We start from the raw sequence: 26,414 nt of genomic DNA, 5'->3' as shown, positions 1-26,414 counted from the left end.
ATGGCAGGCAAAGACCTGAATATCCGCGGCAGCCTCGTCGCCCTGGTGACGCCGATGTTTCCGGACGGCGCCATCGACTGGGCGGCTTACCGCGAGCTCATCGACTGGCACATCGCGGCGCGCACCAGCGCGCTGGTCATCATGGGCTCCACGGGCGAGACCCCGACCATCGCGCCGGCCGACCACATCGCGCTCATCCGCGTGGCCGTGGCGCATGCCGCCGGCCGCATCCCGATCATCGGCGGCACCGGCGCCAACGCCACCAGCGAGGCGATCGAGCTCACCCTGGCGGCGCAGGACGCCGGCGTGGCGGCGTGCCTGTCCGTGGTGCCCTACTACAACAAGCCGACGCAGGCCGGCCTCTACGCGCATTTCCGCGCCATCGCCGAGCGCGCCGAGGTGCCGGTCATCCTGTATGACGTGCCGAGCCGGACCATCGCCAGGATGACGGTGGAGACGATCCTGGCGCTGGCCGCGATCGACGGCATCGTCGGCCTGAAGGACGCGACCGGCGACCTCGCGCGCGCCAACGAGCTGTTCCACCGGCTGCCGCCGGAATTCTCCGTGTACAGCGGCGACGATGCCACCGCCGCCGCGCTGATCCTGCTGGGCGCGCGCGGCAATATCTCGGTGACGGCCAACATCCTGCCGGTCATGATGCGCGAGCTCTGCGACGCCGCCCTCGCCGCCGACGTGCCCGCCGTGCGCCGGCTGAGCCGCCGCCTGGCCGCGATCAACCAGGCGCTGTTCGTCGAATCGAACCCGATCCCGGTCAAGTGGGCCATGCAGCGGATGGGCCTGATCCGCGAGGGCATCCGGCTCCCGCTCACGCCGTTGTCGCCCGGGCATGCCGGCAGCGTGGCGGCGGCGATGCGCGAGGCCGGCATCGTGCTGGCGGACGCGGGCGGCTCTGCCGCGCTGGCCTGAGCCATCGCGCGCCCGCGGCGCGCGCGATGCGCCCGCGCCGGCGCCTTCAGGACGCGGCGCTCACGCCGTCCCGGCGCCGCACGCCGGCGCCTGCTGCCCCGCCTCGCCAGGGAAGGAAACCGGCGCCTGGCGCGCGCGGTTGACGCTCAAGTGGAAGATGTCCGGCCGCGCGTAGTGCCCGACCACGTCGAGGTCATACTTGCCGCGCGCGATTTCGCCCAGGTCGATCTCCGCGAGGAAGATGCCCTCGCCCTCGAATGACGGCGCCACCAGGACCTTGCCGAGCGGGTCCACGATGCACGAGCCGCCGCGGATCAGCACGTCCGGCGCGGCGCCCGCCGCGCGCGCCGGATGGCCGGCGGGAAAATCCGACGACGTCATGTACTGGCACGCCGAGACGACGAAGCAGCGGCCCTCGAGCGCGATGGTCTGCATGGTCGGCAGCCAGGTATCGCGCGCGTCCACGGTGGGCGCGCAGTACACCTGCACGCCCTGCGCATACATGGCCGTGCGCAGCAGCGGCATGTAGTTCTCCCAGCAGATCACCGCGCCGATCTTGCCCAGCCCGGAATCGAGCACCGGCAGCGTCGAGCCGTCGCCGAATCCCCAGACGAGGCGCTCCAGCGCCGTGGGCATCAGCTTGCGGTGCTTGCCGAGCAGGCTGCCGTCGGGGCCGTAGAACAAGACGCTGCAATACAGCGTGCCCCCGGCGCGCTCGATCACGCCGACCACCAGATGCACGCCGTTCGCGCGCGCGGCCTCGGCAATGAGCGCACACGACGCATCGCCCTCCTCGATCGCGCCTTCGTGGTAGCGGCGGAATTCGTCGCGCCCCTCGTCGCTGCGCGTGCCGAGCCGGGCGCCGAAATCGAGCCCCTTGGGGTATCCGCCCACGAACGCTTCCGGAAAGACCACGAGCTTCGCGCCGCGGCTGGCCGCGTCGCTGGTCAGGTCGGCCAGCTTGGCCAGCGTGGCGGGCGTGTCGTAGATCAGCGATCCCGCCTGGACGACGGCGGCGCGGTACGGGGCTGGATGGGACATGGCGGGTTCTCCCTGTTGCGGTGAATAAATCCATACAAAGCAAACTATGTATGGTATGTGAAATTGTTTGTATGGTCACATCATACCCAAGCGCGGGCGCGACGCATAGTCGCAGGCAATGCCAGTCCACACCTTGCTTTGCGCCGCCGCAGCGCGGCGGCCACAGGCGCGCCGCGGCATCCGCGGCGGATGGAATGGCATCTTCGCCCCTCGACCCAGACCATACAAAATCACAACACAAACGCATACACAATGCCATACAATACATACACTAATTAAACACAACAAACTGTATGGATCTATGTGGATCGTATGGAAAACCGCGCGCCTGCCGCTCGCCGCCGGCGCGCGCCAGCGCCTGACACCATTCCCCCGGCTCGCAAGGATCGTCCGCCCCCGTCTTGCGCCGCCCCTTGAAGCGGTTCATGGAACCGAGGTCTTGAAATGAGAGAAACCTACCGAAATTGCCTTCGTTACCCGCTGGCCGCACTGGCCTTGTCGAATCTCAGCGGCTGTAGCTGGGTGCTGTTCAACTCGAAAGGCGCCGTCGGCATTGCACAGCGCGACCTCATCATCACCTGCATCGGCCTGATGCTGTTCGTCGTCGTGCCGGCCATCGTGCTGACGTTCGTCTTTGCCTGGAAATACCGCGCCACCAATCCGAAGGCCAAATACACGCCCGACTGGGCCCACTCGACCGGGATCGAGATCGTGGTGTGGGGCGTGCCGCTCGTCATCATCGCGACGCTGTCGGTCATCGTGTGGCGCTCGACCCATGCGCTCGACCCCTACCGCCCGCTCGACGTGCCCGGCGCGCCGATCAACGTCGAGGTCATCGCCACCGACTGGAAATGGGTCTTCGTCTATCCCGACCTCGGCATCGCCACGGTCAACGAACTGACCTTCCCCGAGCACCGCCAGGTGGCGTTCAGCATTACCTCCAACTCCACCATGAACACCTTCTTCATCCCGCAGCTGGGCGGCCAGGTGTACGCGATGGCGGGCATGCGCACCCGCCTGCACCTGATGGCCAACGAGCAGGGGCAATACCGCGGGATGTCGGGCAACTACAGCGGCCACGGCTTCTCGGACATGAAGTTCGTCGCCACGGCCACCACGGAGGAAGGCTTCCAGCGCTGGGTGGCCCAGGTCAGGAGCTCGCCGCTGACGCTCGACCTCGACACCTTCCTCAAGCTGGCCAGGCCCAGCCAGCGCAACAGCGTCGTGCACTTCTCGCAGGTCCAGCCCGGCCTGTTCAAGAAGGTGATCGACCAGTTCGTCGGCGCCGGCGCGAACACCAGCGCCAGCGCCATCGTGCCCGCCGCCGCGCCTACCGCGCCCGACACGCCCGCCGCGGGCACGTTGTCGGCAAACAAGGAGTAAGACATTCATGTTCGGCAAACTGACCTGGGCCGACGTGCCGCTGCACGAGCCCATCATCGCAATCACGCTGGCCGTCATCGCCATCGGCGGCCTCGCGCTGCTGGCGGCGATCACCTACTTCCGCAAGTGGAACGTGCTGTGGCGCGACTGGATCACGACGGTCGACCACAAGCGCATCGGCGTCATGTACGTGCTGGTGGCCGTGGTCATGCTGGTGCGCGGCTTTGCCGACGCGCTCATGATGCGGGCCCAGCTGGCCGTCGCCGGCCCGGGCAGCGAGGGATTCCTGCCGCCGCACCACTATGACCAGATCTTCACCGCGCACGGCGTGATCATGATCTTCTTCGTCGCCACGCCGTTCATCGTCGGGCTGATGAACGTGGTGGTGCCGCTGCAGATCGGCGCGCGCGACATGGCCTATCCGTTCCTCAACGCCTTCAGCTTCTGGCTGTTCGTGGTGGGCGCGGTGCTGGTCATGCTCTCGCTGGGCGTGGGCGAGTTCGCGCAGACCGGATGGGTCGCCTATCCGCCGCTGTCCGACCTCGAGTTCAGTCCGGGCGTGGGGGTGGACTACTACATATGGGCGCTGCAGGCGTCCGGGCTCGGCACCTTGCTCACCGGCGTCAACCTGTTCGTCACCATCCTGAAGATGCGCGCGCCCGGCATGACCCTGATGAAGATGCCGATCTTCACGTGGACGGTGTTCGTCACCAGCGTCATCATCATCGCCGCGTTCCCGATCCTGACCGTGGCGCTGGCCGCGCTGACGCTGGACCGCTACCTCGACTTCCACTTCTACACCAACGCGCTGGGCGGCAACCCGACGATGTACGTCAACCTGGTGTGGGCCTGGGGCCACCCCGAGGTGTACATCCTGGTGCTGCCCTCCTTCGGCATCTTCTCGGAAGTGACCGCGACCTTCGCCCGCAAGGCGCTGTTCGGCTACAAGTCGATGGTGGGCGCCACGCTGGCCATCGGCATCCTGTCGTTCCTGGTGTGGCTGCACCACTTCTTCACGATGGGCTCGGGCGCCAACGTCAACGCCTTCTTCGGCATCATGACGATGATCATCGCCATCCCGACCGGCGTGAAGATCTTCACGTGGCTGTTCACCATGTACGGCGGGCGCGTGGAATTCACGCCGCCGATCCTGTGGACGCTGGCCTTCCTGGTGACGTTTACGATCGGCGGCATGACCGGCGTGCTGCTGGCCATCCCGGGCGCGGACTTCCTGCTGCACAACAGCCTGTTCCTGGTCGCCCACTTCCACAACACCATCATCGCCGGCGCGCTGTTCGGCTACTTCGCCGGGCTGTACTACTGGTTCCCCAAGGTGTTCGGCTTCAAGCTCAACGAGCGCCTGGGCAAGTATTCGTTCTGGTGCTGGGTCATCGGCTTCTACCTGGCCTTCATGCCGCTGTACATGCTGGGCTTCATGGGCATGACGCGCCGGCTGAACCACTATGACAACCCGGCCTGGACGCCGTACCTGCACGTCGCCTTCGTCGGCGCGCTGTTCGTGCTGGCCGGCATCGCGTTCCTGGTCCTGCAGCTGATCGTCAGCATCCGCGACCGCAGGCACAACCGCGACCTCACCGGCGACCCGTGGAACGCGCGCACGCTGGAATGGGCCACGTCCTCGCCGCCGCCGTTCTACAACTTCGCGGTGGTGCCGCAGGTCGACGCGATCGATGCCTTCCACGTCGCCAAGAAGCGCGGCCTGCCGCCGCCGCCCGCGCACTACGAGCCGATCCACATGCCGCGCAACACGGGCGTGCCGTTCATCGTCAACGTGTTCATCCTGCTGCTGTGCTTCGCGCTGATCTGGCATATCTGGTGGCTGGCGTCGGCCGGCGCGATCGCCACCGTCGCCGCGCTGATCGTGCGCTCCTACGACGACGACACCGACTACTACGTCAGCGCCGAGGAAGTGGCGCGCATCGAGCATGCGCACGTCTCCACCCTGGCGCGCAAGGCTGCCTGACCATGACCACTCACATCCTGAACCACGCCGCCAAGGCGCACGCCCGCGGGCAAGAACACGGGCACGAGCACGAGCACGGGCAGGACGGCCACGCCCACGGCTCGGCCAAGGTCCTCGGACTCTGGGTCTACCTGATGTCCGACTGCATCCTGTTCGGCTCGCTGTTCGCCTCCTACGTGGTGCTCAGCGGCGCCTACGCGGGCGGTCCGACGCAGAAGGACCTGTTCGAGCTGCCCTTCGTGCTGGCCGAGACCTTCGTGCTGCTGTTCTCCAGCATCACCTACGGCTACGCCATGCTCGCCGTGCACCGCCGCGACAAGGCCGGCGTGCTGCGCTGGCTGGGCCTGACCTTCGCGCTGGGCGCGGTCTTCGTCGGCATGGAGCTGCACGAATTCCATCACCTGATCGCGGCCGGCCACGGCCCGAGCCGCAGCGCGTTCCTGTCGGGCTTCTTCGCGCTGGTGGGCACGCACGGGCTGCACGTCGCGGCCGGGCTGGTGTGGATGGCCGTGCTGCTGCACCAGGTCGCCACGCGCGGCCTGACGCCCACCAGCGTGACCCGCCTGTCGTGCCTGAGCCTGTTCTGGCATTTCCTGGACCTGGTCTGGATCTGCGTCTTCACCATCGTCTACCTGTTCGGAGCATTTTGATCATGGCCAACCATGCGACTACCCGCGCCGGCGAGAGCCACGGCAGCGCGCGCTCCTACAACATCGGCTTCGCGCTGTCGGCCATCCTCACCGTGATCCCGTTCGCGCTGATCATGCACCCGGTGCTGTCGCGCCCGGCCACGCTGCTGCTGGCGGTGGCGTTCGCGGTCGCGCAGCTCGTGGTGCAGCTGGTCTTCTTCCTGCACATGAACCGCTCGTCCGAAGGCGGCTGGAACCTGATCAGCTTCGTGTTCACCCTGGTCATCCTCTTCATCATCGTGGCGCTGTCGGTCTGGATCATCTGGAGCATGCACTACAACATGATGATCAACTGAGGCCACGGCCCGCGCCGCGCCCCCCGCATCCCGAAACCATGTATCGCCCCTATCTTCAACTCACCAAGCCCGGCATCGTGATGGGCAACATGATCTCCGTGACGGGCGGCTTCCTGCTCGCCTCGCGGGGAGACATCAACTGGACCAGGGGCTGCCTCGTGGCGCTGGGCGTCGCGCTGGTGATTGCTTCGGGCTGCGTGGTCAACAACATCGTCGACCGCGACATCGACGGCCTGATGGCGCGCACCCGCAACCGCCCGATGGTCACCGGCGCGGTGCCCATGCCGCTGGCCCTGCTCTACGCGTGCGTGCTGGGGCTGGCGGGCGCCGGCCTGCTCTACGCGGCCACCCGGCAGGTCATGCCGGTGGCGCTCGTGACGATCGGCTACGCGGTCTACGTGGGCGCGTACACGCTCTGCCTCAAGCGCAGCTCCGTGCACGGCACGCTGGTGGGCAGCATCTCGGGGGCGATGCCGCCGGTGGTGGGCTATTGCGCGGCAAGCGGGCGCTTCGACGCGGCCGCGCTGACGCTGCTGGTGATGTTCAGCCTGTGGCAGATGCCGCATTCCTACGCCATCGCCATCTTCCGCGCCGCCGACTACCGCGCCGCGGCGATCCCGGTGCTGCCGGTGGTCAGGGGCCTGCCCGCGGCCAGGCGGCACATCGTCGCCTACATCGCCGCGTTCACCGGCGCCACGCTGATGCTCGGCGTCCTGGGCTATACCGGATGGCTGTACATGCTCGCCGCGCTGGCGAGCGGCATCTACTGGTTCAGGCTGGGGCTGGCGGGCCGCACCGCCGGCGACCAGCGGCGGTGGGCGCGCAAGCTGTTCTTCGCCTCCATCGCCATCATCACCGTGCTGAGCTTCGCGATGTCGGTGGACTTCTACCGGGCGCCGTCCGGCGTCGCGCTCCAGGGACAGTAACACCCGACCGCCAGCATCGAGAACGGCTCGACCCGCTGCCCGGCGACGAGCTTGTCGAGGATCGGCTCGACGAAGCTGTTGGCCGAGCTGCACACCAGCCCCTGGCTGTAGGGCCCGGCGTACGCCAGCCGGCCATCGGCCGCCCAGATCGCCATCGACGGGCTGGCCGGCAGCCGCTCCATGCCTTCGATGCGCGCCAGCGGCCTGAGCTTGCCTTGCAGGAACGGCGCCAGCACGCCATGCGTGCCCGGCTTCTGCACGCTGTAGAAGTCGACCTTGGCGTTGCGGTACATCTGCATCAGGTAGTTCAGGTGCGCGTCGGTCTCCTTGTTGCAGGTGGTGCAGTCCGGGTCCCAGAAATGGACCACCCGGATGCGGCCGGTGTTGCCGGCCAGTTCCGGCGGCAGGCGCAGGTCGGCATCGCCGAACACCACGGCGCGATCGGCGTAGGTGCGCAGGCCGCCCACGCCGAAGTAGCGCCACAAGCCGACCCCGGTCGCGGTGAGGATGGCGACCGCGACGCACAGGAACACCACCACCGCCCGGCGGCGCAGGAAAGGAAGCGCCGGCTGGCTGCCGGCGTCCGCTGAAGAAAGGGACATGCGAATACGCTCCACCGGCGCGCGCAGTCAGGGCGCGCGCCGGAACTTGCTGCGGAACTGCTTTTCCATCTCCCGGCAGGCTTCCGCCTGGAAGCTGCGGGAGGCCGGCGACGCCGCCGCCTGGCTGCGGCGCCAGCACTGCGCGACGGCGTGGCGCTCGGCCGCCTCGGCCGCCGCGGTCTGCGGGCGCGAGACGCCGAAGACGAAGGCGCCCAGCAGCAGCGCGACGAAGACGCCGCCGGCGGCCATGACCAAGGCGAACCTGCGCCGCTGCGCCGGAGACGGCGGCTCGTCGCCGGCGCGCAAGTCCGCGGACTGGCCCGCGGGCACGCGGGAAACCGGATCGGCAGGCGTCGTCATGGCTGCGGGCCCGTGCTGCGCGGCCACTACGCCGCCGCCAGGGCCGGCGCCGGCGCCCGGCCGCCGAGCTTGAACACGCTCACGACCTGCGCCAGATGCGCCGCCTGGTGCCTGAGCCCGTCGACCGCGCTGGCGCTCTGCTCGACCAGCACCGCGTTCTCCTGCGTCACCTGATCGAGCTGGGTGACGGCGTCGCTGACCTGCGCGATGCCCTCGGTCTGCTCGCTGGTCGCGGCGCTGATCTCCGCGATCAGCGCGGCAACCCGCTGGACCTGGCTCACGATGTCGGCCATCGTCGTGCCGGTGGCGCCGACCAGGCTGGAGCCGGCCTCGACCCTGGAGACGCTGGCGTCGATCTGCGTCTTGATCTCCCTGGCCGCGCCCGCGCAGCGCTGCGCGAGCCGCCGCACCTCGCCCGCGACCACGGCGAATCCGCGCCCCTGCTCGCCCGCGCGCGCCGCCTCCACCGCCGCGTTCAGCGCGAGCAGGTTGGTCTGGAAGGCGATTTCGTCGATCACGCCGATGATGTCCGCGATCTTCTTCGAGCTCGCCGCGATCTCGCTCATGGTCGAGACGACCTGCCCGACCGCCGCGCCGCCCTTCTGCGCCGCCTCGTTGGCGGCAACGGCGAGCTGGGCCGCCTGGCGGGCGGACTCCGCGTTGTTGCGGACGATGCCCGTCATCTGGCTCATCGACGCGGCGGTCTGCTGCAGGCTGGCGGCCTGCGCCTCGGTGCGCCGCATCAGGCCGCTGTTGCCTTCCACGATGCCGGTCGAATCGGTGGCCAGCACATCCGATGCCGAGCGCACGTCGCCGACCACGCCGGCCAGGCTTTCGCGCATGACCGACAGCGACGCCAGCACGCTGCCCGGCGGCGCCTGCCGGCCATCGGCATAGGGGCTGAGGTCGCCTTCCGAGACATTCCTGGCGACTTCGGCCAGCGCGCTCGGCTCCGCGCCCAGCTGCTGCAGGATGCTGCGCGATACCCGCCACGCCACCAGCGCGCTGATGACCAGTGCGAGCGCCAGCGCGGTCAGCATCAGATTCAGGAAACCACCAGCCTCGGACAATGCCGTGTCATTTTCCTGGCGAATGCGCTTTTCCTCGAAATCGATAAGCCGGTTGATGGTGGCCAGCCATTGCTCGTATTGCGGTTTTGCGCGCTCCCACAATAATTCGCGGATAGCCGGCTGCGAAAGCGCATCGGCGGCGGTTCCCGCGATGATCGCATTGGTGGTGGCCACCGCGGCAGCCTCGGCCGCGCGAATGTCGCGATACAGCGCCAGCACCTCCTGCGAGGTCCGGGTGGAGGCCAGCAGCGACTCGATGCCCGCGGTCGAGTCGGCGTAGAAGCGAGCCCTGGCCGCGATGAAATCGACCTGCTTCTGGCGCTCGGCGGGCGTTGCGGCCAGGACCACGTCGCGCACCGCGATCGAGCGGTCATGCGCGGAACCGCGGAAATTGATCGCATAGCGCTGGATCACCGCATGGCGCTCGCTGTTCGCATGCAGCGCGCTCTTGATGACGTCTACCTTGACCATCGCCACCGCGGTCACCGCGACGAGCACGGCGAAGATCAGGCCAAATCCGGCGTAAAGCCGCGCGCTTACCCGCATTCTGGAAAACAGCATATCGAACCCCTTGTGATCTGGTTATTTTTTTCAATTATTTCATGGGCCAATTTTTGCGCGATGAAAAATAACTTTTATCCCAATAGGCCAAATCAATTCCATTCCGAATTAATTGCGACATTTAGACGCATCCGCGCGCACCGGGTCGCCCGGCGTTGTGCCTCGCACCCATGCACGCGCATCACGCACGGCAGGCGCGCGCGTCGGGGCCGCGCAGGCCCGGCGCTACAGGCAATGCCCGCGGTAATGCGCGCGAGGCGGCCGCCGGAGGTGCCAGATGGCTATCGGCGCGGACCGGCACGGTGGATGTCCAAGGTATATCCAATGCATATCCATACAATATCAATACGTATGGAAAATAATCTGTCAAAGCATAGCATGACATGAACTGCATGGACATAAAACGACTAGATGACTTGACAAAGCCAGCAAAGCGCCACACGGCTTTCCCAGCGCAAGGCGGGATCGATAAAAGTCGCTTTGGCTTCGCTAATATGTCTTTTATCTCATATTTGCTGCCAAGACACGTCAAATATGTGACTTTTTAGCCATCGAGTTATGTTCACAAGGACCTGTCTCTGGCAATCCGTGGAAATTTCATCTACAGTTCGCGTAACTTTTATAGATCCATACATACGAATTTCTGTATGGATACAATTCAAATGCAAAGTGAAGCCCCCAAAACACGCGCGAACACACGCGCGAACCTGCATTTCGGTCGAAGGCAGTTTCTGAAGTTATGCGGCGCAGGGGCGGCCACCGCCACGGCAACGGCCCTCGGGTTCGCGCCCAGTCCGGCAAGGGCGGCCGACATCCGGCAGTACAAGCTGCTGCGCGCCAGGGAAACCCGCAACAACTGCACCTATTGCTCGGTCGGCTGCGGCCTCCTGATGTACAGCACGGGAGACGGCGCCAAGAACGCCAAGGCCAGCATCTTCCACATCGAAGGCGATCCCGACCATCCGGTCAGCCGCGGCTCGCTCTGCCCCAAGGGCGCCGGCCTGGTCGATTTCATTCATAGCGAGAACCGCCTGAAATACCCGGAATACCGGGCGCCCGGTTCCAACGAATGGAAGCGCATCAGCTGGGACGAGGCCACCACGCGCATCGCCCGCCTGCTCAAGGACGACCGCGACAAGAACTTCATCGCGCGCAACGAGAAGGGCGAGCTGGTCAACCGCTGGCTGTCGAGCGGCATGCTGGCCTCGTCGGCGGCCAGCAACGAGACCGGCATCCTCGACTTCAAGTTCGCGCGGGCGCTGGGCATCCTCGGCCTGGACTGCCAGGCCCGCGTGTGCCACGCGCCCACCGTGTCGGCGCTGGCGCCGACGTTCGGCCGCGGCTCGATGACCAACAACTGGGTCGACATCAAGAACGCCAACGTCATCCTCATCATGGGCGGCAACCCCGCCGAGGCGCACCCGGTCGGCTTCAAGTGGGTCATCGAGGCCAAGATCCGCAACGGCGCCAAGGTGATCGTGGTGGACCCGCGCTTCAACCGCAGCGCGTCGGTCGCGGACATCTACGCGCCGATCCGGGCCGGCTCGGACGTGGCCTTCCTGATGGGCATGGTCAAGTACCTGCTCGACCACGACAAGATCCAGCACGAGTACGTCAAGGCCTACACCAACGCCAGCCTGATCGTCAGCGAGGGCTACCGCTTCGACGAAGGCCTGTTCAGCGGCTTCGACAGCGCCGCCGGCAAGTACGACAACCGCACCTGGCTCTACGAGCTGGACGCCAACGGCCACGCGCTGCAGGACCCGACGCTTGCGCATCCCCGCTGCGTCTTCAACCTGCTCAAGGCGCACGTCGCGCGCTACACGCCGGAAATGGTCTCGGCCATCTGCGGCACGCCGCAGGAAGACTTCCTGCGGATCTGCGAGATCATGGCCTCGACCAGCGCGCCCAACCGCACCGCGACGTTCCTCTACGCGCTGGGCTGGACGCACCACAGCAGCGGCGCGCAGATCATCCGCGGCTCGGGGATGATCCAGCTGCTGCTCGGCAATATCGGCATGGCCGGCGGCGGCGTGAACGCGCTGCGCGGGCACTCGAACATCCAGGGCTACACCGACCTGGGCCTGCTGTCGCTGCGCCTGCCGGGCTACCTCAACCTGCCCTCGGACAGCCAGCAGACGCTGAAGCAGTACCTGGACGCCAGCACGCCCGCCGAGCAGTTGCCCGGCCAGGTGAACTACTACAAGAACACGCCCAAGTTCTTCGTCAGCCTGATGAAGAGCCTCTACGGCGAGCACGCCACGCGCGCCAACGACTGGGGCTACGACTGGCTGCCCAAGTGGGACAAGAGCTACGACATGCTGGCCTTCTTCGACCGCATGTACGAAGGCAAGGTCAACGGCTACATCGCGCAGGGCTTCAACCCCATCGCCGCGATGCCGGACTCCAACAAGATCCGCGCCTCGCTGGCCAAGCTCAAGTTCCTCGTCATCATCGACCCGCTGCAGACCGAGACCTCGACGTTCTGGCGCAACCACGGCGAGTTCAACGACGTCGACCCGGCCGCGATCCAGACCGAGGTGTTCCGCCTGCCCTCCTCCTGCTTCGCCGAGGAAAACGGCGCGATCGTCAATTCCGGCCGCTGGCTGCAGTGGCATTTCGCCGGCGCCGAGCCGCCCGCCGAAGCGCGCCACGACGGCCGCATCCTCGGCGGCATCTTCATGAAGATGCGCGAGCTCTATGCGAAGGAAGGCGGCGCCTGCCCCGAGCAGGTGCTGAACATGACGTGGGACTACCAGGACCCGTACAACCCGGAGCCGGAGGAAGTCGCCAAGGAAGCCAACGGCTACGCGCTCGAAGACCTGCGCGACGACCAGGGCCAGATCTTCGCGCGCAAGGGCGAACTGCTGTCCGAATTCGGGCAGCTGCGCGACGACGGCTCGACCGCCAGCTTCAACTGGATCTTCTGCGGCTCCTGGACCCAGGCCGGCAACCAGATGGCCCGGCGCGACAACACCGACACCGGCCACGGCGCCACGCCCGGCTGGGCCTGGGCCTGGCCGGCCAACCGCCGCATCCTGTACAACCGCGCCTCGCTCGACCCGATGGGCAAGCCGTGGGACCCCGAGCGCATCATCGTGTCGTGGGATGGCCGGCGCTGGTCCGGCAGCGACGTGCCCGACTACCCCGCGACGGCGGCGCCGGGCAGCGGCGTGAGCCCGTTCATCATGCTGCCCGAAGGCGTGGGACGCCTGTTCTCGGTCGGCGGCATGGTCGACGGCCCGTTCCCCGAGCACTACGAGCCGATCGAGAGCCCGCTGGTGAGCAACCCGCTGCATCCGGCGGTGACGTACAACCCAACCGCGCGCGTCCTCCCCAATGACCGCAAGCGCATGGGCACCCGCGACGAGTTCCCGTACGTGGCCACCACCTACGGCCTGACGGAGCTGTTCCGCCACTGGACCAAGCACTCCCGCCTGAACGCCATCATGCAGCCGGAGCAGTTCGTGGAGATCGGCACCGCGCTCGCGGCCCGCAAGGGCATCGCCCACGGCGACATGGTCAAGATCACGACCAAGCGCGGGTACATCAAGGCCAAGGCAGTAGTCACCAAGCGGGTGAAGACGCTGAAGGTCGCCGGCCAGGATCTCGAGCAGATCGGCATTCCCTGCAACTGGGGCTACGAGGGCGCGACGCGCAAGGGCTTCCTCGCCAACACGCTCAGCCCGAGCGTGGGCGACGCCAATTCGCAAACCCCCGAATACAAAGCCTTCCTGGTCAACATCGAGAAAGCCTGACCGCCATGTCCATGCAATCCCAGAACATCATCCGGCGCTCGGCGACCAGCAACTTCACGCCGGCGCCGCGCGCCCGCGAGCACCAGACCGAGGTGGCCAAGCTCATCGACGTGTCCGTGTGCATCGGCTGCAAGGCCTGCCAGGTGGCCTGCTCCGAGTGGAACGACCTGCGCGACGAGGTCGGCCACAACGTCGGCGTCTACGACAACCCGGCCGACCTCAGCCCGCAGACCTGGACGCTGATGCGCTTCGACGAGGTCGAGCACGAGAACGGCAAGCTGGAATGGCTGATCCGCAAGGACGGCTGCATGCACTGCGAGGACCCGGGCTGCCTGAAGGCGTGCCCGAGCCCCGGCGCGATCGTCCAGTACGCCAACGGCATCGTCGACTTCCAGTCGGAACACTGCATCGGCTGCGGCTACTGCGTGGCGGGCTGCCCGTTCGACGTGCCGCGCATCAGCAAGCAGGACAACAAGGCCTACAAGTGCACGCTGTGCTCCGACCGCGTCGGCGTGGGACAGGAACCGTCATGCGTGAAGACCTGCCCCACCGGCGCCATCAGCTTCGGCAGCAAGGAAGACATGAAGGTGCTCGGCGCGAGCCGCGTCGAGGAACTGAAGACGCGCGGCTACGACGGCGCCGGGCTCTATGACCCGCAAGGCGTCGGCGGCACCCACGTCATGTACGTGCTCCAGCACGCGGACAAGCCCGAGCTGTACCACAAGCTGCCGCGCGACCCGAAGATCAGCGCGATGGTCCGGGGCTGGAAGGACTGGCTCAAGCCCGTGGCCGGCCTGGCCTTCGCCGCGACCGTGGCGGGCTTCCTCACCCACTACGTGGGCGTGGGGCCCAACGTCCCCAAGGCGCCGGACGACGAGCCGGACGACCCGCAGGCGGCCAGCCGCAAGACCGCGGCGACGGAGGAGTGACGCCATGACCGAAAAAGAACCGATCCTGCGCACCGGGTTCGCCGAGCGCCTGTGCCACTGGCTGATGGTGGCCTGCTTCATTCCCGTGGCGCTGTCCGGCCTGTCGTGGTTCTTCCCCAGCCTGAGCTGGCTGTCGGGCGTGCTCGGCACGCCGCAGCTCGCGCGCGTGCTGCACCCGTTCCTGGGCGTCCTGGTGTTCATCCTGCTCGCCTTCATGTTCGCGCGCTTCGCCCATCACAACGTGCTGGTCAAGAGCGACCGCCTCTGGTTCCGCAACGTGAAGGCGGTGGTGCTCAACACGCCCGCCGCGCACAAGCTGCGCATCGGCAAGTACAACGCCGGCCAGAAGGTGCTGTTCTGGCTCATCATGCTGGCCATCGCCGCGCTGCTGGCCAGCGGCCTGGTCATCTGGCGCCGCTACTTCTCCGGGTACTTCCCGATCCCCGTGATCCGCCTGGCGCTGCTGCTGCATGCGATGGCGGGCATCGGGCTGGTGCTCCTGATCGCCGGCCACGTCTACCTGGCGATCTGGGTGCGCGGCTCGATCTCCGGCATGCTGACCGGCTACGTGTCGCGCGCCTGGGCGCGGCATCACCACGACCGCTGGTACGACGAGATCGCCGGCGCCGGCAAGTCCGACGGACGCCGGCGATGAACCGGCCCGTCACGGACACCGTCGCGCTGGACAAGCGCAGCCCCGGCGTCAAGGACATCGAGCCGCTGCTGCGGCCGAAACTGGACGTGCTCTACGCGCACCGCTCCGCCCGCCTGCGGCACCTGGCCGCGGACCATCCGGAAGCCGGCTACCTGCGCTTCATCGCGGCGCTGGTCGACCGGCAGCGCGAGCTGCTTCTCGGCGAGCCGCTGCCGCGGCCGGCAACCACCGGCCCGCGCGACGGCGCGAGCGGCCCGGTGCGCGCCGGCCTGGACGAAGAGCCCGTGCGGTCGTACTGGATGGCCGCGCTCGGCCAGCTGCTCGACCACGCGCGCGCGACCGCGCCGCAGAGCGTGCTCGACGCGCTCGAGCCGCTGCGCCGCGCTGACGACGCGGCGCGGGCGCAGATGGCGGCGAAACTGCTCGACGGCAAGTCCGGCGAGATCGGCGCGGGCGCCGCGCTGTTCCTCTGGACCGCGCTGTCGCTCACCGCGGCGCAGTACGCCGATTTCGTCCTGGCCGAACCCCAGGCGCCGGCCTCGCGGCAGGAAAGCAGCCTCTGCCCGCTGTGCGGCTGCGCGCCGGCCGGCAGCCTCATCATGAACGGCGACCGCGCCGGCCTGCGCTATCTCCACTGCCCGCTGTGCGAGACCCGCTGGCACATGGTGCGCTCGAAGTGCTCCAACTGCGGCAGCGCCGCCAAGCTGGACTACTGGAGCCTCGACGACCTCGAGGCGCCGGTCAAGGCCGAGAGCTGCGGCGACTGCCACGGCTACCTCAAGGCCTTCTACCGCGAGCGCGACGAACACGTGGAAGTCTGCGCGGACGACCTCGCCACGCTCGCGCTCGACGCCGCCGTCGCGCAGGAGGGCTACGGGCGGACCGGCGTCAGCCCGTTCGCCTTCGAGGCCTGAACGCGGAGCCGTCCCGGCCGGGACGGACCGCGGCGCGCACCCGCATCCGGAAATGAAAAAAGGGCCTGCAGCGGCAACGCTGCAGGCCCTCGAATTTCTTGGCTCCCCGACCTGGGCTCGAACCAGGGACCTACGGATTAACAGTCCGGCGCTCTACCGACTGAGCTATCGGGGAACAACGACCGATGCAGCGGCAACCGATGGAAACCGATGCAAACGAAGGCCCGGATTGTACAACAACCGCGGCGATTGTCCAGTGATTTTGCGCGGGCCACCGACTCCGCCACACTAGGCGGCCCGCGCATGCCAAGCACGGCAGGCCGCCGCCGGCGGCCCGCACGGCCTCACACCGACACGTCCTTGCGCGGCGCCGGCTCGCGGTTGTCGAACCAGCGGTACAGCGTCGGCACCATCACCAGCGTGAGCAGCGTCGAGGTGATCAGCCCGCCGATCACCACCACCGCCAGCGGGCGCTGCACCTCCGAGCCCGGCCCCGTGGAGAACAGGAACGGCACCAGCCCCAGCATGGCGATGGTGGCGGTCATCATGACCGGGCGGAAGCGCTGGGCCGCGCCCTGCACCACCGCGTCGTCGAGCGGCAGGCCCGAGTCGCGCAGCGTGCGGATGTAGGACACCAGCACCACGCCGTTGAGCACGGCCATGCCCCACAGCGCGATGAAGCCCACCGAGGCCGGCACCGACAGGTATTCGCCGGTGACGAACAGGCCGATGATGCCGCCGATGGAGGCGAACGGCAGCACGGTGATGATGAGCGTGGCGAAGCGCAGCGAGTTGAACAGCAGGAACAGCAAGAAGAAGATCGCCGCCACCGTGACCGGCACGATGATCTTCAGGTGGCCCATCGCGCGTTCCATGTTCTGGAACTGGCCGCCCCACTCGAGGTAATAGCCCTCGGGCAGCTTGACCTTGCTGCCGGCCGCCTGCTGCAGTTCGGCGACGAAGCCGCCCAGGTCGCGGTCCTTGACGTTGATCATCACCACCACGCGGCGCTTGGCCATCTCGCGGCTGATCTGCGCCGGGCCGTCCGTCACCTCGATCTTCGCCACGCTCTGCAGCGGCACCTGGACGCCGTTGGGCGTGGCCACCAGCAGTTGGCGGATGGCCTGCACGTTGTCGCGGAAGTCCGCGGGCAGGCGCACCGCCGCGGCGAAGCGGCGCTCGCCCTCGAAGATGTCGGTGGCGCGCTTGCCGCCGATGGCGATCTCGATGATGTCGTGGATGTCGGACACGTTCAGGCCGTAGCGCGCGATCGCCTGGCGGTCGATCTCGATGGACAGGTACTGCTGCCCGGAGATGCGCTCGATGCGCACGTCCTGCGAGCCCGGGATGCCGCCGGCCACGCGCGCGATCTCGCCGGCGAGGTCGCGCAGCTTGTCGAGGTCGTCGCCGAACACCTTCACCGCCACGTCCGAGCGCACGCCGCTGACCATCTCGTCGACGCGGTCGGAGATCGGCTGCGCCATCACGATCTGCACGCCGGGGATGGCCTTGAGCTTCTCGCGGATGCCGTTGGCGATGTCGTCCTGGGTCCAGCCGTCGGGCCACTCGTCGCGGTCCTTGAGGCTGGCGATGGGCGTGGACTCGTTCTGGCCCTGCGGGTCGGCCGGGCTTTCGCCGCGGCCCACGCCGGACACCACCGACTTCACGCCCGGCACCGACAACACCAGCTTGTTGGCCGCCATCTCCAGCTTGATGGATTCCTCCAGCGAGATGTTGGGCACGCGGTCGAGCGCGGGTACGATCGAGCCTTCCTTCATCTCGGGGATGAAGGACGTGCCCAGCAGCGGCACGATCGCGAGGGTGGCGCCGAACGCCGCCACCGCGCCGATCACGGTCTTGCGGCTGTTGGCCAGCGCCCAGCGCAGCATGCGCAGGTAATGGCGCTTCATGAACGCGATCAGGCGCGTGTCGTGCTCGGAGCCGCCCTTGAGCAGGTAGGACGCCAGCACCGGCGAGAGCGTGAGCGACAGCAGCAGCGAGATCGCCAGCGCGATCGAGATGGTGAACGCCAGCGGCGCGAACATCTTGCCCTCCATGCCCTTGAGCGTCATCAGCGGCAGGAACACCAGGATGATGATGCCCACGCCCACGATCACCGGCGTGGCCACCTCCTGCACCGCCTTGACCAGGATCTCGGTCTTGCTCAGGCGCGATTTCTCGCGGTAGCCGAGCCGCTCGAAGGCGTTCTCCACCACCACCACCGAGCCGTCCACCATCAGGCCGATGGCGATGGCCAGCCCGCCCAGCGACATCAGGTTGGCCGACAGGCCCACCTGGTTCATCACCATGAAGGTCAGCAGCGGCGTGAGCACCAGCGTGGCCAGCACGATCACCGACGAGCGCACGTCGCCGAGGAACAGGAACAGCACGATCACCACCAGCACCACGCCTTCGAGCAGCACCTTGGTCACGGTCCACAAGGCAGAGTCCACCAGTTCGCTGCGGTCGTAGTACGGCACGATCTGCAGCTTGCCGGGCAGCATGCCGCGCTCGTTGATCTCGGCCACGCGGGCCTTGACGCGGCTCACCACTTCCTTGGCGTTGCCGCCGCGCATCATCATCACGATGCCGCCCACGGCCTCGGTCTCGCCGTTCTTGACCAGCGCGCCCTGCCGCACCTCGTGCCCCACCGCCACGTCGGCCACGTCGCGCACGTACACCGGCGTGCCGGCCACCTCCTTGAGCACGATGCTGCCGATGTCGTCCACGCCCCTGGCCAGGCCCACGCCGCGGATCAGGTACTGCTCGGCGTAGTGCGGCAGCACGCCGCCGCCGGAGTTGGCGTTGTTGCGCGCCAGCGACTGGTAGACCTGCTGCAGCGTGATCTGGTAGTGGCGCATGCGCTCCGGGTTGACCAGCACCTGGTACTGCCTGACGTAGCCGCCCTGCGAGTTGATCTCGGCCACGCCGGGAATCGAGCGCAGCAGCGGGCGCACCACCCAGTCCTGGGCGATGCGGCGCTCGGAAAGCTCGTCCGTGGTCAGCGCGCGGCTGCCGTCGTCGGCGCGGTCGAGCGTGTACTGGTAGACCTCGCCCAGGCCGGTGGAGACCGGGCCCAGCACCGGCGTCACGCCCTCGGGCATGCGCCCGCCCACTTCGATCAGGCGCTCCATCACCAGCTGGCGGGCAAAGTACACGTCGGTCGCGTCGGTGAAGACCAGCGTGATCAGCGACAGGCCCGCCTTGTTGAGCGAGCGCATCTCCTCCAGGCCGGGCAGGCCCGTCATGGCCATCTCGATCGGCACGGTGACGAAGCGCTCCACCTCCTCCGGCGAGCGGCCGGTGGCCTCGGTGGCGATCTGCACCTGCACGTTGGTCACGTCGGGAAACGCATCCACCGACAACTTGGTGGCCGCGCGCAGGCCGAAGAAGAACAGCACCACCGCCAGCACGCACACCACCAGCCGCTGCTTGATGGCGGCTTCCACAAGGGATTTCATCATGGCCGCTTATCCCTGTTCCAGGCGCTTGCGCTCGTTGTCCAGATGGAAGGCGCCATCCACCACCACGCGGTCGCCGGCCTTCACGCCGCTGTGGACCACGCGCATGCCGTCGCTCTCCGCGCCCAGCCTGACCTTGGCCAGGCGGTACTGGCCGCCGGGCAGCTCCACGTAGACCTGCTCGTCGTTGCCGTCGCGCACGATGGCCGACTCGGGGATCACCAGCTGCTCGGTCGGCGCGCTGTTGATCAGCATGCTGGCCAGCATGGCGGGCTTGAGGCGGCCCTCCTTGTTCTCCAGCTCGGTGCGCACCAGCACCGTGCGCGTCTGCGGGTTCACCGTGCGGCCCACGTAGATCAGCTTGCCGGTGATCTGCTTGCGGCCGGCGCCGTTGCCCAGCGAAGGCACCTCGATGTCCACGCTCTGGCCTTCGGCCACCAGCGCGGCCTGCTGCTCGGGCACCTCCGCCACCACCCACACGCGCGACAGGTCGGCCACGGTGTAGAGCGCGTCGGCCGGCTGCACCACCTGGCCCTGCGCCACGTTGCGCTCCACCACCGTGCCGCTGATGCTGGAGAACACCGGCGAATACGAATCGATGCTGCCGCTCCTGGCCAGTTGCGCCACCGCCGCGGCCGACATGCCCAGCACGCGCAGCTGGTCGCGGTAGGCGCGCATCTCGGCCGAGGCGATCGCCAGCTCGCTCTCGCGCCGCTGCAGCTCGCCGCGGCCGATCACGTCGGCGGCGAACAGCTGGCGCGCGCGCTCGGCGTTGCGGGCCTGCAGATCGGTCTGCGACTCGGCCTTGAGGAAGGCCAGCTGCGCCGTGCCCAGCTCGCTGCTGTGCAGGCGCGCCAGCACCTGCCCGGCCTTGACCTCCTGGCCGAGGATGCCGTAGAGATCGGTCACGCGACCGGTCACGCTGGCGCCGATGCGCGCCACGCGCTGCTCGTCGAAATCGATGCGGCCGGCCACGCGCAGCACCTCGCTGAAGGCGCTGGTGGCCACCGGCGCCACCTTGAGCGTCTGCTGCAGGGCCGGCTCGGGCCTGACCACGCCCGGCGGCAGCTTGGGCGCCTCGGCGGCGGGCGCGGGATCGTCGGAGCAGCCGGCCAGGGAGAACAGCAGGGCTGCGGTTGCCGTCAGGGAAAGAAGGAAATGGGGACGCATGCTTAGTTGGGTTCCGTAGGTGCCGTGGAAGCGGGAGACGCTGCGGGAGGTGACGCCAGAGATGGCGCCACAGATGGCGCGAGAGCCGGCGCCGCCGCGGCATCGCCGGGCACGCTCGACAGCAGCTTCTCGATCTGGATGGTGGCGGTCTGCAATTCGTACTGGGCCGCGATCAGGTCGCTGCGCGCGCCGCGCAGCACGCGCTGGGCGTCCAGGTAATCGAGGATGCCGCGCTCGCCGAAGCGGTAGGCCGACTCGGCCACCGCCAGCGCCGACTCCGCCTGGCGCACGATGCCGCCCTCCAGCGCGCCGACCTGCGCCTGCGTGATCTCGTACTGGCGGTAGGCGGTTTCCAGTTCCTGCCGCAGCTCGAACTCGCGCAGCTCCAGCGCGGTGCGGGCCTGGATCGCCTGCGCGGTGGCCTCGCCCACCGGGCCCGTGCGGCGGTCCCACAGCGGGATGGTCAGGGTCAGGCCGACCTGCGAGACGGTGTTGTCCGGCTCGCGCGCGGCGCTGGCGCGCACGGCCAGCTCGGGCAGCCGCAGCGAACGCTGGTAGTCCACCGCCAGGCTGGCGCGGTCCGCCTCGAGGCGGCGCTGGGCCAGCTCGGCATTGCTGCCGCCCAGGGTGTCGCGCAGCACCGGCAAGGCCGGCAGCGGCGCCTGCTGGCTCAGGCTGCCGGCCACCGCGTAGTCGGCCGGCATGGCGCCGCCGACCTGCTGGCGCAGCGCCGCCTTGGCCTGCTTGACGCGCAGGTGCGCGCTCTGCAGCGTCTTCTGCGCGCTCAGCAATTCGGTCTCGGCCTTGATCAGCTCGTAGCGCGGCGCCTCGCCCACCTCCACGCGCAGGCGCGCGCGGTCGTGGATCTGCCGCATCATGGCCAGGTCGTCCTGCGCCGCGGCCTGCTCGGTCTCGCGGCGCAGCACCTCGAAATACGCGGTCTTGACGCGCGCGGCCAGCTCGGCCCGGAACGCCTGGCGGCCCGCCTCGGTGGCCTCCAGGCTGCGCCCGGCCATGTCGGCGCGCAGCCGGCGCTGCTGTGGATAGTCCAGTTTCTGGGTGATCGCCACGGTCGGCGCGGGGCCGCCGGCCACGCCGGCGCTGCGCGGCGACAGCCGGCCGTACAGCACCTCCACCTGCGGATTGGGATAGGCCCGCGCGCTGGTCACGGCGGCACTGGCGGCGTCGACGCCGGCCTGGGCCGCCTCGACACCCTTGTTGGTGGACTGCGACAAGGACAGCAGCTCGGGCAAGGTGAACGTCTGCGCCGCCAGCGCCGGCAAGGCGCCGAGCGGCAGCAACGCCACCACGGAATACATCGTGATCTGTCTGATCTGTTTGATCTGCATGACGAAAGGGGGCAGGCAAGACGGCTGCGCGCCCGCCACCGGCGCGCGCACGGCGCGCGGCGGCAGTCAGTCCGCGCGCGCGGTGGCGAGCGGACCGGGGCGCCCAGGCAATGGGAACGCATCCCGGGCGCGCGCGATGCGCGCCGGGATTGCCGGGGCTGTCAGATCAGGGAGATGGGCGGCTTGAAGAACGCCGCCGGCAACGGTGCCGGAGGTGCGGGGAACGGCCGCGCGCGCGCGATGGGCGGCGGCGAAACGCGCACGGCGGGCAGCACGAACAGCGCGCTGGATTCCTCGATCTCGTCGAGCAGGTCGAGCGGATCGAGCAGGTCGGCGGACCAGATCTCGCAGTAGCCGGGCGGCTCGTCCTCCGCCACCGCCACCGTTTCGGGCTCCGCCTCGGCCATCAGGCCGTCGTCGCCGGGCGCCACCACGCGGCCGGGATCGGCGACGCCGTCCAGCCCGTCGAGCGCGCGCGGCACCGCCGCGGCGAACGCCTCCGCGCGCGCCGCCTCGGGCTGCGCGCCGCCGGCATGCACGTTCGCCGCCGCCCCGAAGGACAGCAGAGACAGGCACAAGGCGGTGAGCAGGAACAGCAGGGATCGCATCGGTCTGGGGGCGAAGACGAGGGTAAAAACAGGGGCGGTCCAGGTGGCGCGGCAACCGCTTGATGCAAGCGGCGCATGGATGGTGCGCGGCAGCATTGTAGCGTGGATGCTCAACATAGACAGGGAAAGGCACCCGGCGTTCCGTTGGAAACGGACAAGAATCCGGTGCGCTCCGGACATGGGCGCCGGGGGCGCCGGAGCGCGGCATGCGGCCAGCCCCGCAGTGCCCGGTGCGCCGCCTGCCTTTCTTGGTTCCCCCCTTCACGGTGGGCCAGCCTTCGGAGGGGATCGGAAACCGGCGCGCTCCAGCAAAATCGTCGCTTGTGGGTTTATGCGGTCATTACCAGTTAATCAGCGCGGCACAGCTGGCCCTGCCGCCATTTACCGCTTCGGAACTGCTCGCAAGTAAATGATGGCAATCGATTTTCCCCGGCTTCCCCTGCCCGCAATGCCGTGGCGCCTCCCCTCGATGGAGACACGGCCGATCGCCCGCCATGGCCGGCGCGGCGCCTGACCGCATCGCCGCCAGCCCATCAGCGCAACCACCACCGACAAACCGCAGCGAAAGGAAAAGACATAGCGGGATTCCACATTTTCTCTACCACGCCAGCAGCATCATAAAAACAGAATCGGGACCATTTTCGATATACCCGGCAATACAGAATCAGCACGCCTTTCCTGTCTGCTCGACAGGCACAGGGAATATCGAGATCCATTGGGGTTGGAATGAACAAGATTTATCGCCTTGTCTGGAACAAGGCCGCCAGGATGCGTGTTGCGGTATCGGAATGCGCACGCTCGAACGGAAAAAGCGCCGGCCAAGGCACGGTGGACAAGGCGCGGCGCACCGGCGCCACTCCGGCCAGGCGCCTGGCGGCCACGCCAGGCCTGCGGGCGACGCCGCTCGCGCTGGTCGCCTTCCTGTGCGCCGGCAGCAGTTGGGCAACCAGCCCCATCATCGACTTCTCCAACGGCCTGACCGGCTGGGCGACGGGCGGCAACGTGCAGTTGCTCACCACCACCCAGTCCTTCAACATCGGCGGCAATCCCTTCTCCCTCACCCCGGCCGAAGGCGAGACGATGGCCCGCGTCTCCCCCACCGACAGCACGGTCGTGGCGGCCCAGGCCGCCAGCCTGCTCGGGCTCAACGCCACCACCCTGCAGTCGTATCTGGGAGGCAACGCGACCAACTTCGGCGTGCTAAGCGAATCCGTCAGCCTGGCTGCCGGCACCTACTCCTTCGCCTGGGCCTATGCCGCACAGGACTACCAGCCTTTCAACGACGGCGTGATGTTTTCCGTGTCGGGCAACGGCACGGAATCGATAGATGTGCTCGCCCGCAACGGCACGGGCCAGGCAGGCGACACCTCGGGCCCCTCGTCGGACACGCTGATCCTCGGCAGCTACGGCTCCACCACCTGGATCACCACCAGCTTCACCATTCCCGTGTCGGGCGTCTATACGCTGGGCTTCGCTTCCTATAACTGGAACGACACCGGCGTGGACCCGGTGCTCTACGTCAGCGGCATTGCCGGCAGCTTTACCGGCACGCCTGTGGGCACCCCCACCTCGACGGTATTCGACACGACCAGCGGCGACGTATCGCCCTCCGTGTTCAGCACCAACAGCGGCGCGTATTCGCAGTCCTCGCTGTCATTCTCCGGCGGAACGCTCCAGTACGGCGCGGACACTACCACCAGCAAGAACATCACGCTGCAGGATGCCGGCGGCGCGCTCGACAGCAACGGCCACACCGTCACCCTGACGGGCACCGTCTCCGGCACCGGCCCGCTGGAGGTCAAGGGTGGCGGCGAAGTAGTCAGCAGCGCCACCAACACCTACACCGGCGCCACCACCATCGACAACGGCGGCACCCTGGCGCTGTCCGGCAATGGCAGCATCGCCAGTTCCAGCAAGGTGACCGACAACGGCACCTTCGACATCTCGGGCACGACCAACGGAGCTTCGATCCAGTCGCTCGCCGGGTCCGGCAATGTCGCGCTCGGTAGCAAGGACCTGACGCTGACCAATGCTGGCGACACCTTCTCGGGTGTGATCGCTGGCTCGGGCGGGATCAACGTCAACGGCGGTATCGAAACCCTGTCGGGTACCAACACCTATACCGGCGCCACCACCATCGGTAGCGAAGGGACGCTTGCTCTCTCGGGCAGCGGTAGCATTGCCAGTTCCAGCAAGGTCACCGACAACGGCACCTTCGATATTTCGGGCACGACCAACGGAGCTTCGATCCAGTCGCTCGCCGGCTCCGGCAATGTCGCGCTCGGCGGCAAGGACCTGACGCTGACCAATGCTGGCGACACCTTCTCGGGCGTGATCGGTGGCAGCGGTGGCGTCAATGTCGATGGCGGCACCGAAACGCTCTCGGGCACCAACACCTACACCGGTGCAACGACCATCGGCAGCGAAGGGACGCTGGCGCTGTCGGGCAATGGCAGCATCGCGAGCTCCAGCAAGGTCACCGACAATGGCATATTCGATATTTCGGGTACCACCAGCGGGGCTTCGATCCAATCGCTGGCCGGCTCCGGCAATGTGACGCTCGGCAGCAAGGACCTCACGCTGACCAATGCTGGCGACACCTTCTCGGGTGTGATCGCTGGCAGCGGCGGGGTCAGCGTCAACGGCGGTACCGAAACGCTCTCGGGTACCAACACCTATACCGGTGCCACGACCATCGGCAGCGAAGGCACGCTGGCTCTTTCGGGCAGCGGCAGCATCGCCAGTTCCAGCAAGGTCATCGACAACGGCACCTTCGATATTTCGGGCACGACCAGCGGGGCCTCGATTCAGTCGCTGACCGGGTCCGGCAACGTCACGCTCGGTAACAAGGACCTGACGCTGACCAATGCCGGCGATACCTTCTCCGGTGTGATCGCTGGCAGCGGCGGGGTCAGCGTCGACGGCGGTACCGAAACGCTGTCGGGCACCAATACCTATGCCGGCGCCACCACCATCGGTAGCGAAGGCTCGCTGGCGTTGTCCGGCAATGGCAGCATCGCGAGCTCCAGCAAGGTGACCGACAATGGCACCTTCGACATCTCCGGCACCACCGGCGGGGCATCGATCCAATCACTGGCCGGCTCTGGCAATGTCGCGCTCGGCAGCAAGGACCTCACGCTGACCAACGCCGGCGATACCTTCTCCGGTGTGATCGCTGGCAACGGCGGGGTCAACGTCAACGGCGACACCGAGACCCTGTCGGGCACCAATACCTATGCCGGCGCCACCACCATCGGTAGCGAAGGCTCGCTGGCGTTGTCGGGCAATGGCAGCATCGCCAGTTCCAGCAAGGTCACTGACAACGGTACCTTCGACATCTCCGCTACGACCAGCGGAGCCTCGATTCAGTCGCTGGCCGGGTCCGGCAACGTCACGCTCGGTAACAAGGACCTCACGCTGACCAATGCTGGCGATACGTTCTCGGGGGTGATCGCGGGCAGCGGCGGGATCAACATCAACGGCGGTACCGAAACCCTGTCGGGTACCAACACCTACACTGGTGCCACGGCCATCGGTAGCGAAGGCACGCTGGCTCTCTCGGGCAGCGGCAGCATTGCGAGTTCCAGCAAGGTCACCGATAACGGCACGTTCGACATCTCCGCTACGACCAGCGGCACCTCGATCCAATCGCTGGCCGGCTCTGGCAATGTGGCGCTCGGCAGCAAGGAACTGACGCTGACCAACGCCGGCGACACCTTCTCGGGTGTGAT

20 protein-coding genes and 1 tRNA gene are annotated in these 26,414 nt (G+C 67.7%); 11 read left to right on the top strand and 10 right to left on the bottom strand.

Features of this window, described 5'->3' with window-relative positions; genetic code table 11:
• Positions 1–927 carry a 4-hydroxy-tetrahydrodipicolinate synthase gene (gene dapA, locus K206_RS0123775; RefSeq protein WP_020204892.1) on the top strand — a complete coding sequence of 309 codons (927 nt, stop codon included), beginning with the start codon at positions 1–3 and terminating at the stop codon, positions 925–927.
• Between the two features lie 60 nt (positions 928–987).
• Here dapA and K206_RS0123770 read toward each other — a convergent pair whose 3' ends face one another.
• Together K206_RS0123770 and K206_RS43835 are read right to left on the bottom strand one after the other, a co-directional pair.
• The gene (locus K206_RS0123770; protein WP_020204891.1) at positions 988–1,968 is read right to left on the bottom strand and encodes a carbon-nitrogen hydrolase family protein; all 981 of its coding nucleotides are present in this window, start codon (positions 1,966–1,968) and stop codon (positions 988–990) included.
• 271 nt (positions 1,969–2,239) lie between these two features.
• Entirely contained in the window at positions 2,240–2,395 is a 156-nt protein-coding gene (locus K206_RS43835) for a hypothetical protein (RefSeq protein WP_196812915.1), read from the bottom strand.
• Positions 2,396–2,463: 68 nt separating this feature from the next.
• On the opposite strand from K206_RS43835, the gene cyoA reads away from it, so the two are divergent.
• Genes cyoA through cyoE form a run of 5 tightly spaced genes read left to right on the top strand, consistent with a single transcriptional unit; the run spans position 2,464 to position 7,246 of the window.
• Entirely contained in the window at positions 2,464–3,351 is an 888-nt protein-coding gene (gene cyoA / locus K206_RS39095; protein WP_231401662.1) for a ubiquinol oxidase subunit II, read from the top strand.
• Between the two features lie 7 nt (positions 3,352–3,358).
• Complete coding sequence (gene cyoB / locus K206_RS0123760; RefSeq protein ID WP_020204889.1) at positions 3,359–5,335, top strand: cytochrome o ubiquinol oxidase subunit I; 1,977 nt, start codon at positions 3,359–3,361, stop codon at positions 5,333–5,335.
• Positions 5,336–5,337: 2 nt separating this feature from the next.
• Positions 5,338–5,985 carry a cytochrome o ubiquinol oxidase subunit III gene (cyoC, locus tag K206_RS0123755; RefSeq protein ID WP_020204888.1) on the top strand — a complete coding sequence of 216 codons (648 nt, stop codon included), beginning with the start codon at positions 5,338–5,340 and terminating at the stop codon, positions 5,983–5,985.
• Between the two features lie 2 nt (positions 5,986–5,987).
• Positions 5,988–6,320, top strand: coding sequence for a cytochrome o ubiquinol oxidase subunit IV (gene cyoD / locus K206_RS0123750; protein ID WP_029044009.1), 333 nt, complete (start codon positions 5,988–5,990; stop codon positions 6,318–6,320).
• A gap of 38 nt (positions 6,321–6,358) precedes the next feature.
• Positions 6,359–7,246 (top strand): heme o synthase, encoded by an 888-nt coding sequence (cyoE, locus tag K206_RS0123745; protein WP_020204886.1) that lies wholly within the window; start codon positions 6,359–6,361, stop codon positions 7,244–7,246.
• Here cyoE and K206_RS0123740 read toward each other — a convergent pair.
• The 3 genes from K206_RS0123740 to K206_RS0123730 are packed head-to-tail and all read right to left on the bottom strand — an operon-like array spanning position 7,207 to position 9,839.
• Complete coding sequence (locus K206_RS0123740; RefSeq protein ID WP_020204885.1) at positions 7,207–7,848, bottom strand: DUF6436 domain-containing protein; 642 nt, start codon at positions 7,846–7,848, stop codon at positions 7,207–7,209. The two genes, cyoE and K206_RS0123740, sit on opposite strands and share 40 nt — an antisense overlap.
• 27 nt (positions 7,849–7,875) lie before the next feature.
• On the bottom strand, positions 7,876–8,208 hold the full coding sequence (locus K206_RS41830; protein ID WP_020423877.1) for a hypothetical protein: 333 nt from the start codon (positions 8,206–8,208) through the stop codon (positions 7,876–7,878).
• Positions 8,209–8,234: 26 nt separating this feature from the next.
• The gene (locus K206_RS0123730; RefSeq protein WP_020204883.1) at positions 8,235–9,839 is read right to left on the bottom strand and encodes a methyl-accepting chemotaxis protein; all 1,605 of its coding nucleotides are present in this window, start codon (positions 9,837–9,839) and stop codon (positions 8,235–8,237) included.
• Positions 9,840–10,546: 707 nt separating this feature from the next.
• Between K206_RS0123730 and fdnG the strand changes: the two genes are divergently transcribed.
• From fdnG to fdhE, 4 genes are read left to right on the top strand one after another with little or no spacing between them, the layout of a single operon-like run.
• On the top strand, positions 10,547–13,597 hold the full coding sequence (gene fdnG, locus K206_RS0123725; RefSeq protein WP_155888198.1) for a formate dehydrogenase-N subunit alpha: 3,051 nt from the start codon (positions 10,547–10,549) through the stop codon (positions 13,595–13,597).
• A 5-nt stretch (positions 13,598–13,602) separates the two neighbouring features.
• Positions 13,603–14,526 carry a formate dehydrogenase subunit beta gene (gene fdxH / locus K206_RS0123720; protein ID WP_020204881.1) on the top strand — a complete coding sequence of 308 codons (924 nt, stop codon included), beginning with the start codon at positions 13,603–13,605 and terminating at the stop codon, positions 14,524–14,526.
• Positions 14,527–14,530: 4 nt separating this feature from the next.
• Positions 14,531–15,181, top strand: coding sequence for a formate dehydrogenase subunit gamma (locus K206_RS0123715; RefSeq protein WP_020204880.1), 651 nt, complete (start codon positions 14,531–14,533; stop codon positions 15,179–15,181).
• Positions 15,178–16,095, top strand: a complete 918-nt coding sequence (gene fdhE / locus K206_RS0123710; protein ID WP_020204879.1) for a formate dehydrogenase accessory protein FdhE — start codon at positions 15,178–15,180, stop codon at positions 16,093–16,095. Before K206_RS0123715 ends, fdhE begins: the two co-directional genes overlap by 4 nt.
• A 99-nt stretch (positions 16,096–16,194) precedes the next feature.
• Here the strand turns inward: fdhE and K206_RS0123705 are convergent.
• The 5 genes from K206_RS0123705 to K206_RS0123685 all read right to left on the bottom strand — a co-directional run bounded on the left by K206_RS0123705 (position 16,195) and on the right by K206_RS0123685 (position 22,683).
• Positions 16,195–16,270: transfer RNA gene (locus K206_RS0123705), tRNA-Asn, on the bottom strand.
• 169 nt (positions 16,271–16,439) lie between these two features.
• Positions 16,440–19,559 carry an efflux RND transporter permease subunit gene (locus K206_RS0123700; protein WP_029044005.1) on the bottom strand — a complete coding sequence of 1,040 codons (3,120 nt, stop codon included), beginning with the start codon at positions 19,557–19,559 and terminating at the stop codon, positions 16,440–16,442.
• A 6-nt stretch (positions 19,560–19,565) separates the two neighbouring features.
• Positions 19,566–20,726 carry an efflux RND transporter periplasmic adaptor subunit gene (locus K206_RS0123695; protein WP_020204877.1) on the bottom strand — a complete coding sequence of 387 codons (1,161 nt, stop codon included), beginning with the start codon at positions 20,724–20,726 and terminating at the stop codon, positions 19,566–19,568.
• A gap of 2 nt (positions 20,727–20,728) precedes the next feature.
• Positions 20,729–22,075, bottom strand: a complete 1,347-nt coding sequence (locus K206_RS0123690) for a TolC family protein (protein ID WP_020204876.1) — start codon at positions 22,073–22,075, stop codon at positions 20,729–20,731.
• Positions 22,076–22,236: 161 nt separating this feature from the next.
• The gene (locus tag K206_RS0123685) at positions 22,237–22,683 is read right to left on the bottom strand and encodes a hypothetical protein (RefSeq protein ID WP_020204875.1); all 447 of its coding nucleotides are present in this window, start codon (positions 22,681–22,683) and stop codon (positions 22,237–22,239) included.
• Positions 22,684–23,409: 726 nt separating this feature from the next.
• Here K206_RS0123685 and K206_RS0123680 point away from each other — a divergent pair.
• The coding region (locus tag K206_RS0123680; RefSeq protein WP_029044004.1) for an ESPR-type extended signal peptide-containing protein at positions 23,410–26,414 on the top strand (3,005 nt) is incomplete at its 3' end.

It is taken from the genome of Cupriavidus sp. WS, assembly GCF_000395345.1.
Classification (GTDB): domain Bacteria; phylum Pseudomonadota; class Gammaproteobacteria; order Burkholderiales; family Burkholderiaceae; genus Cupriavidus; species Cupriavidus basilensis_B.
This window is presented reverse-complemented; position numbering and strand designations above follow the sequence as displayed.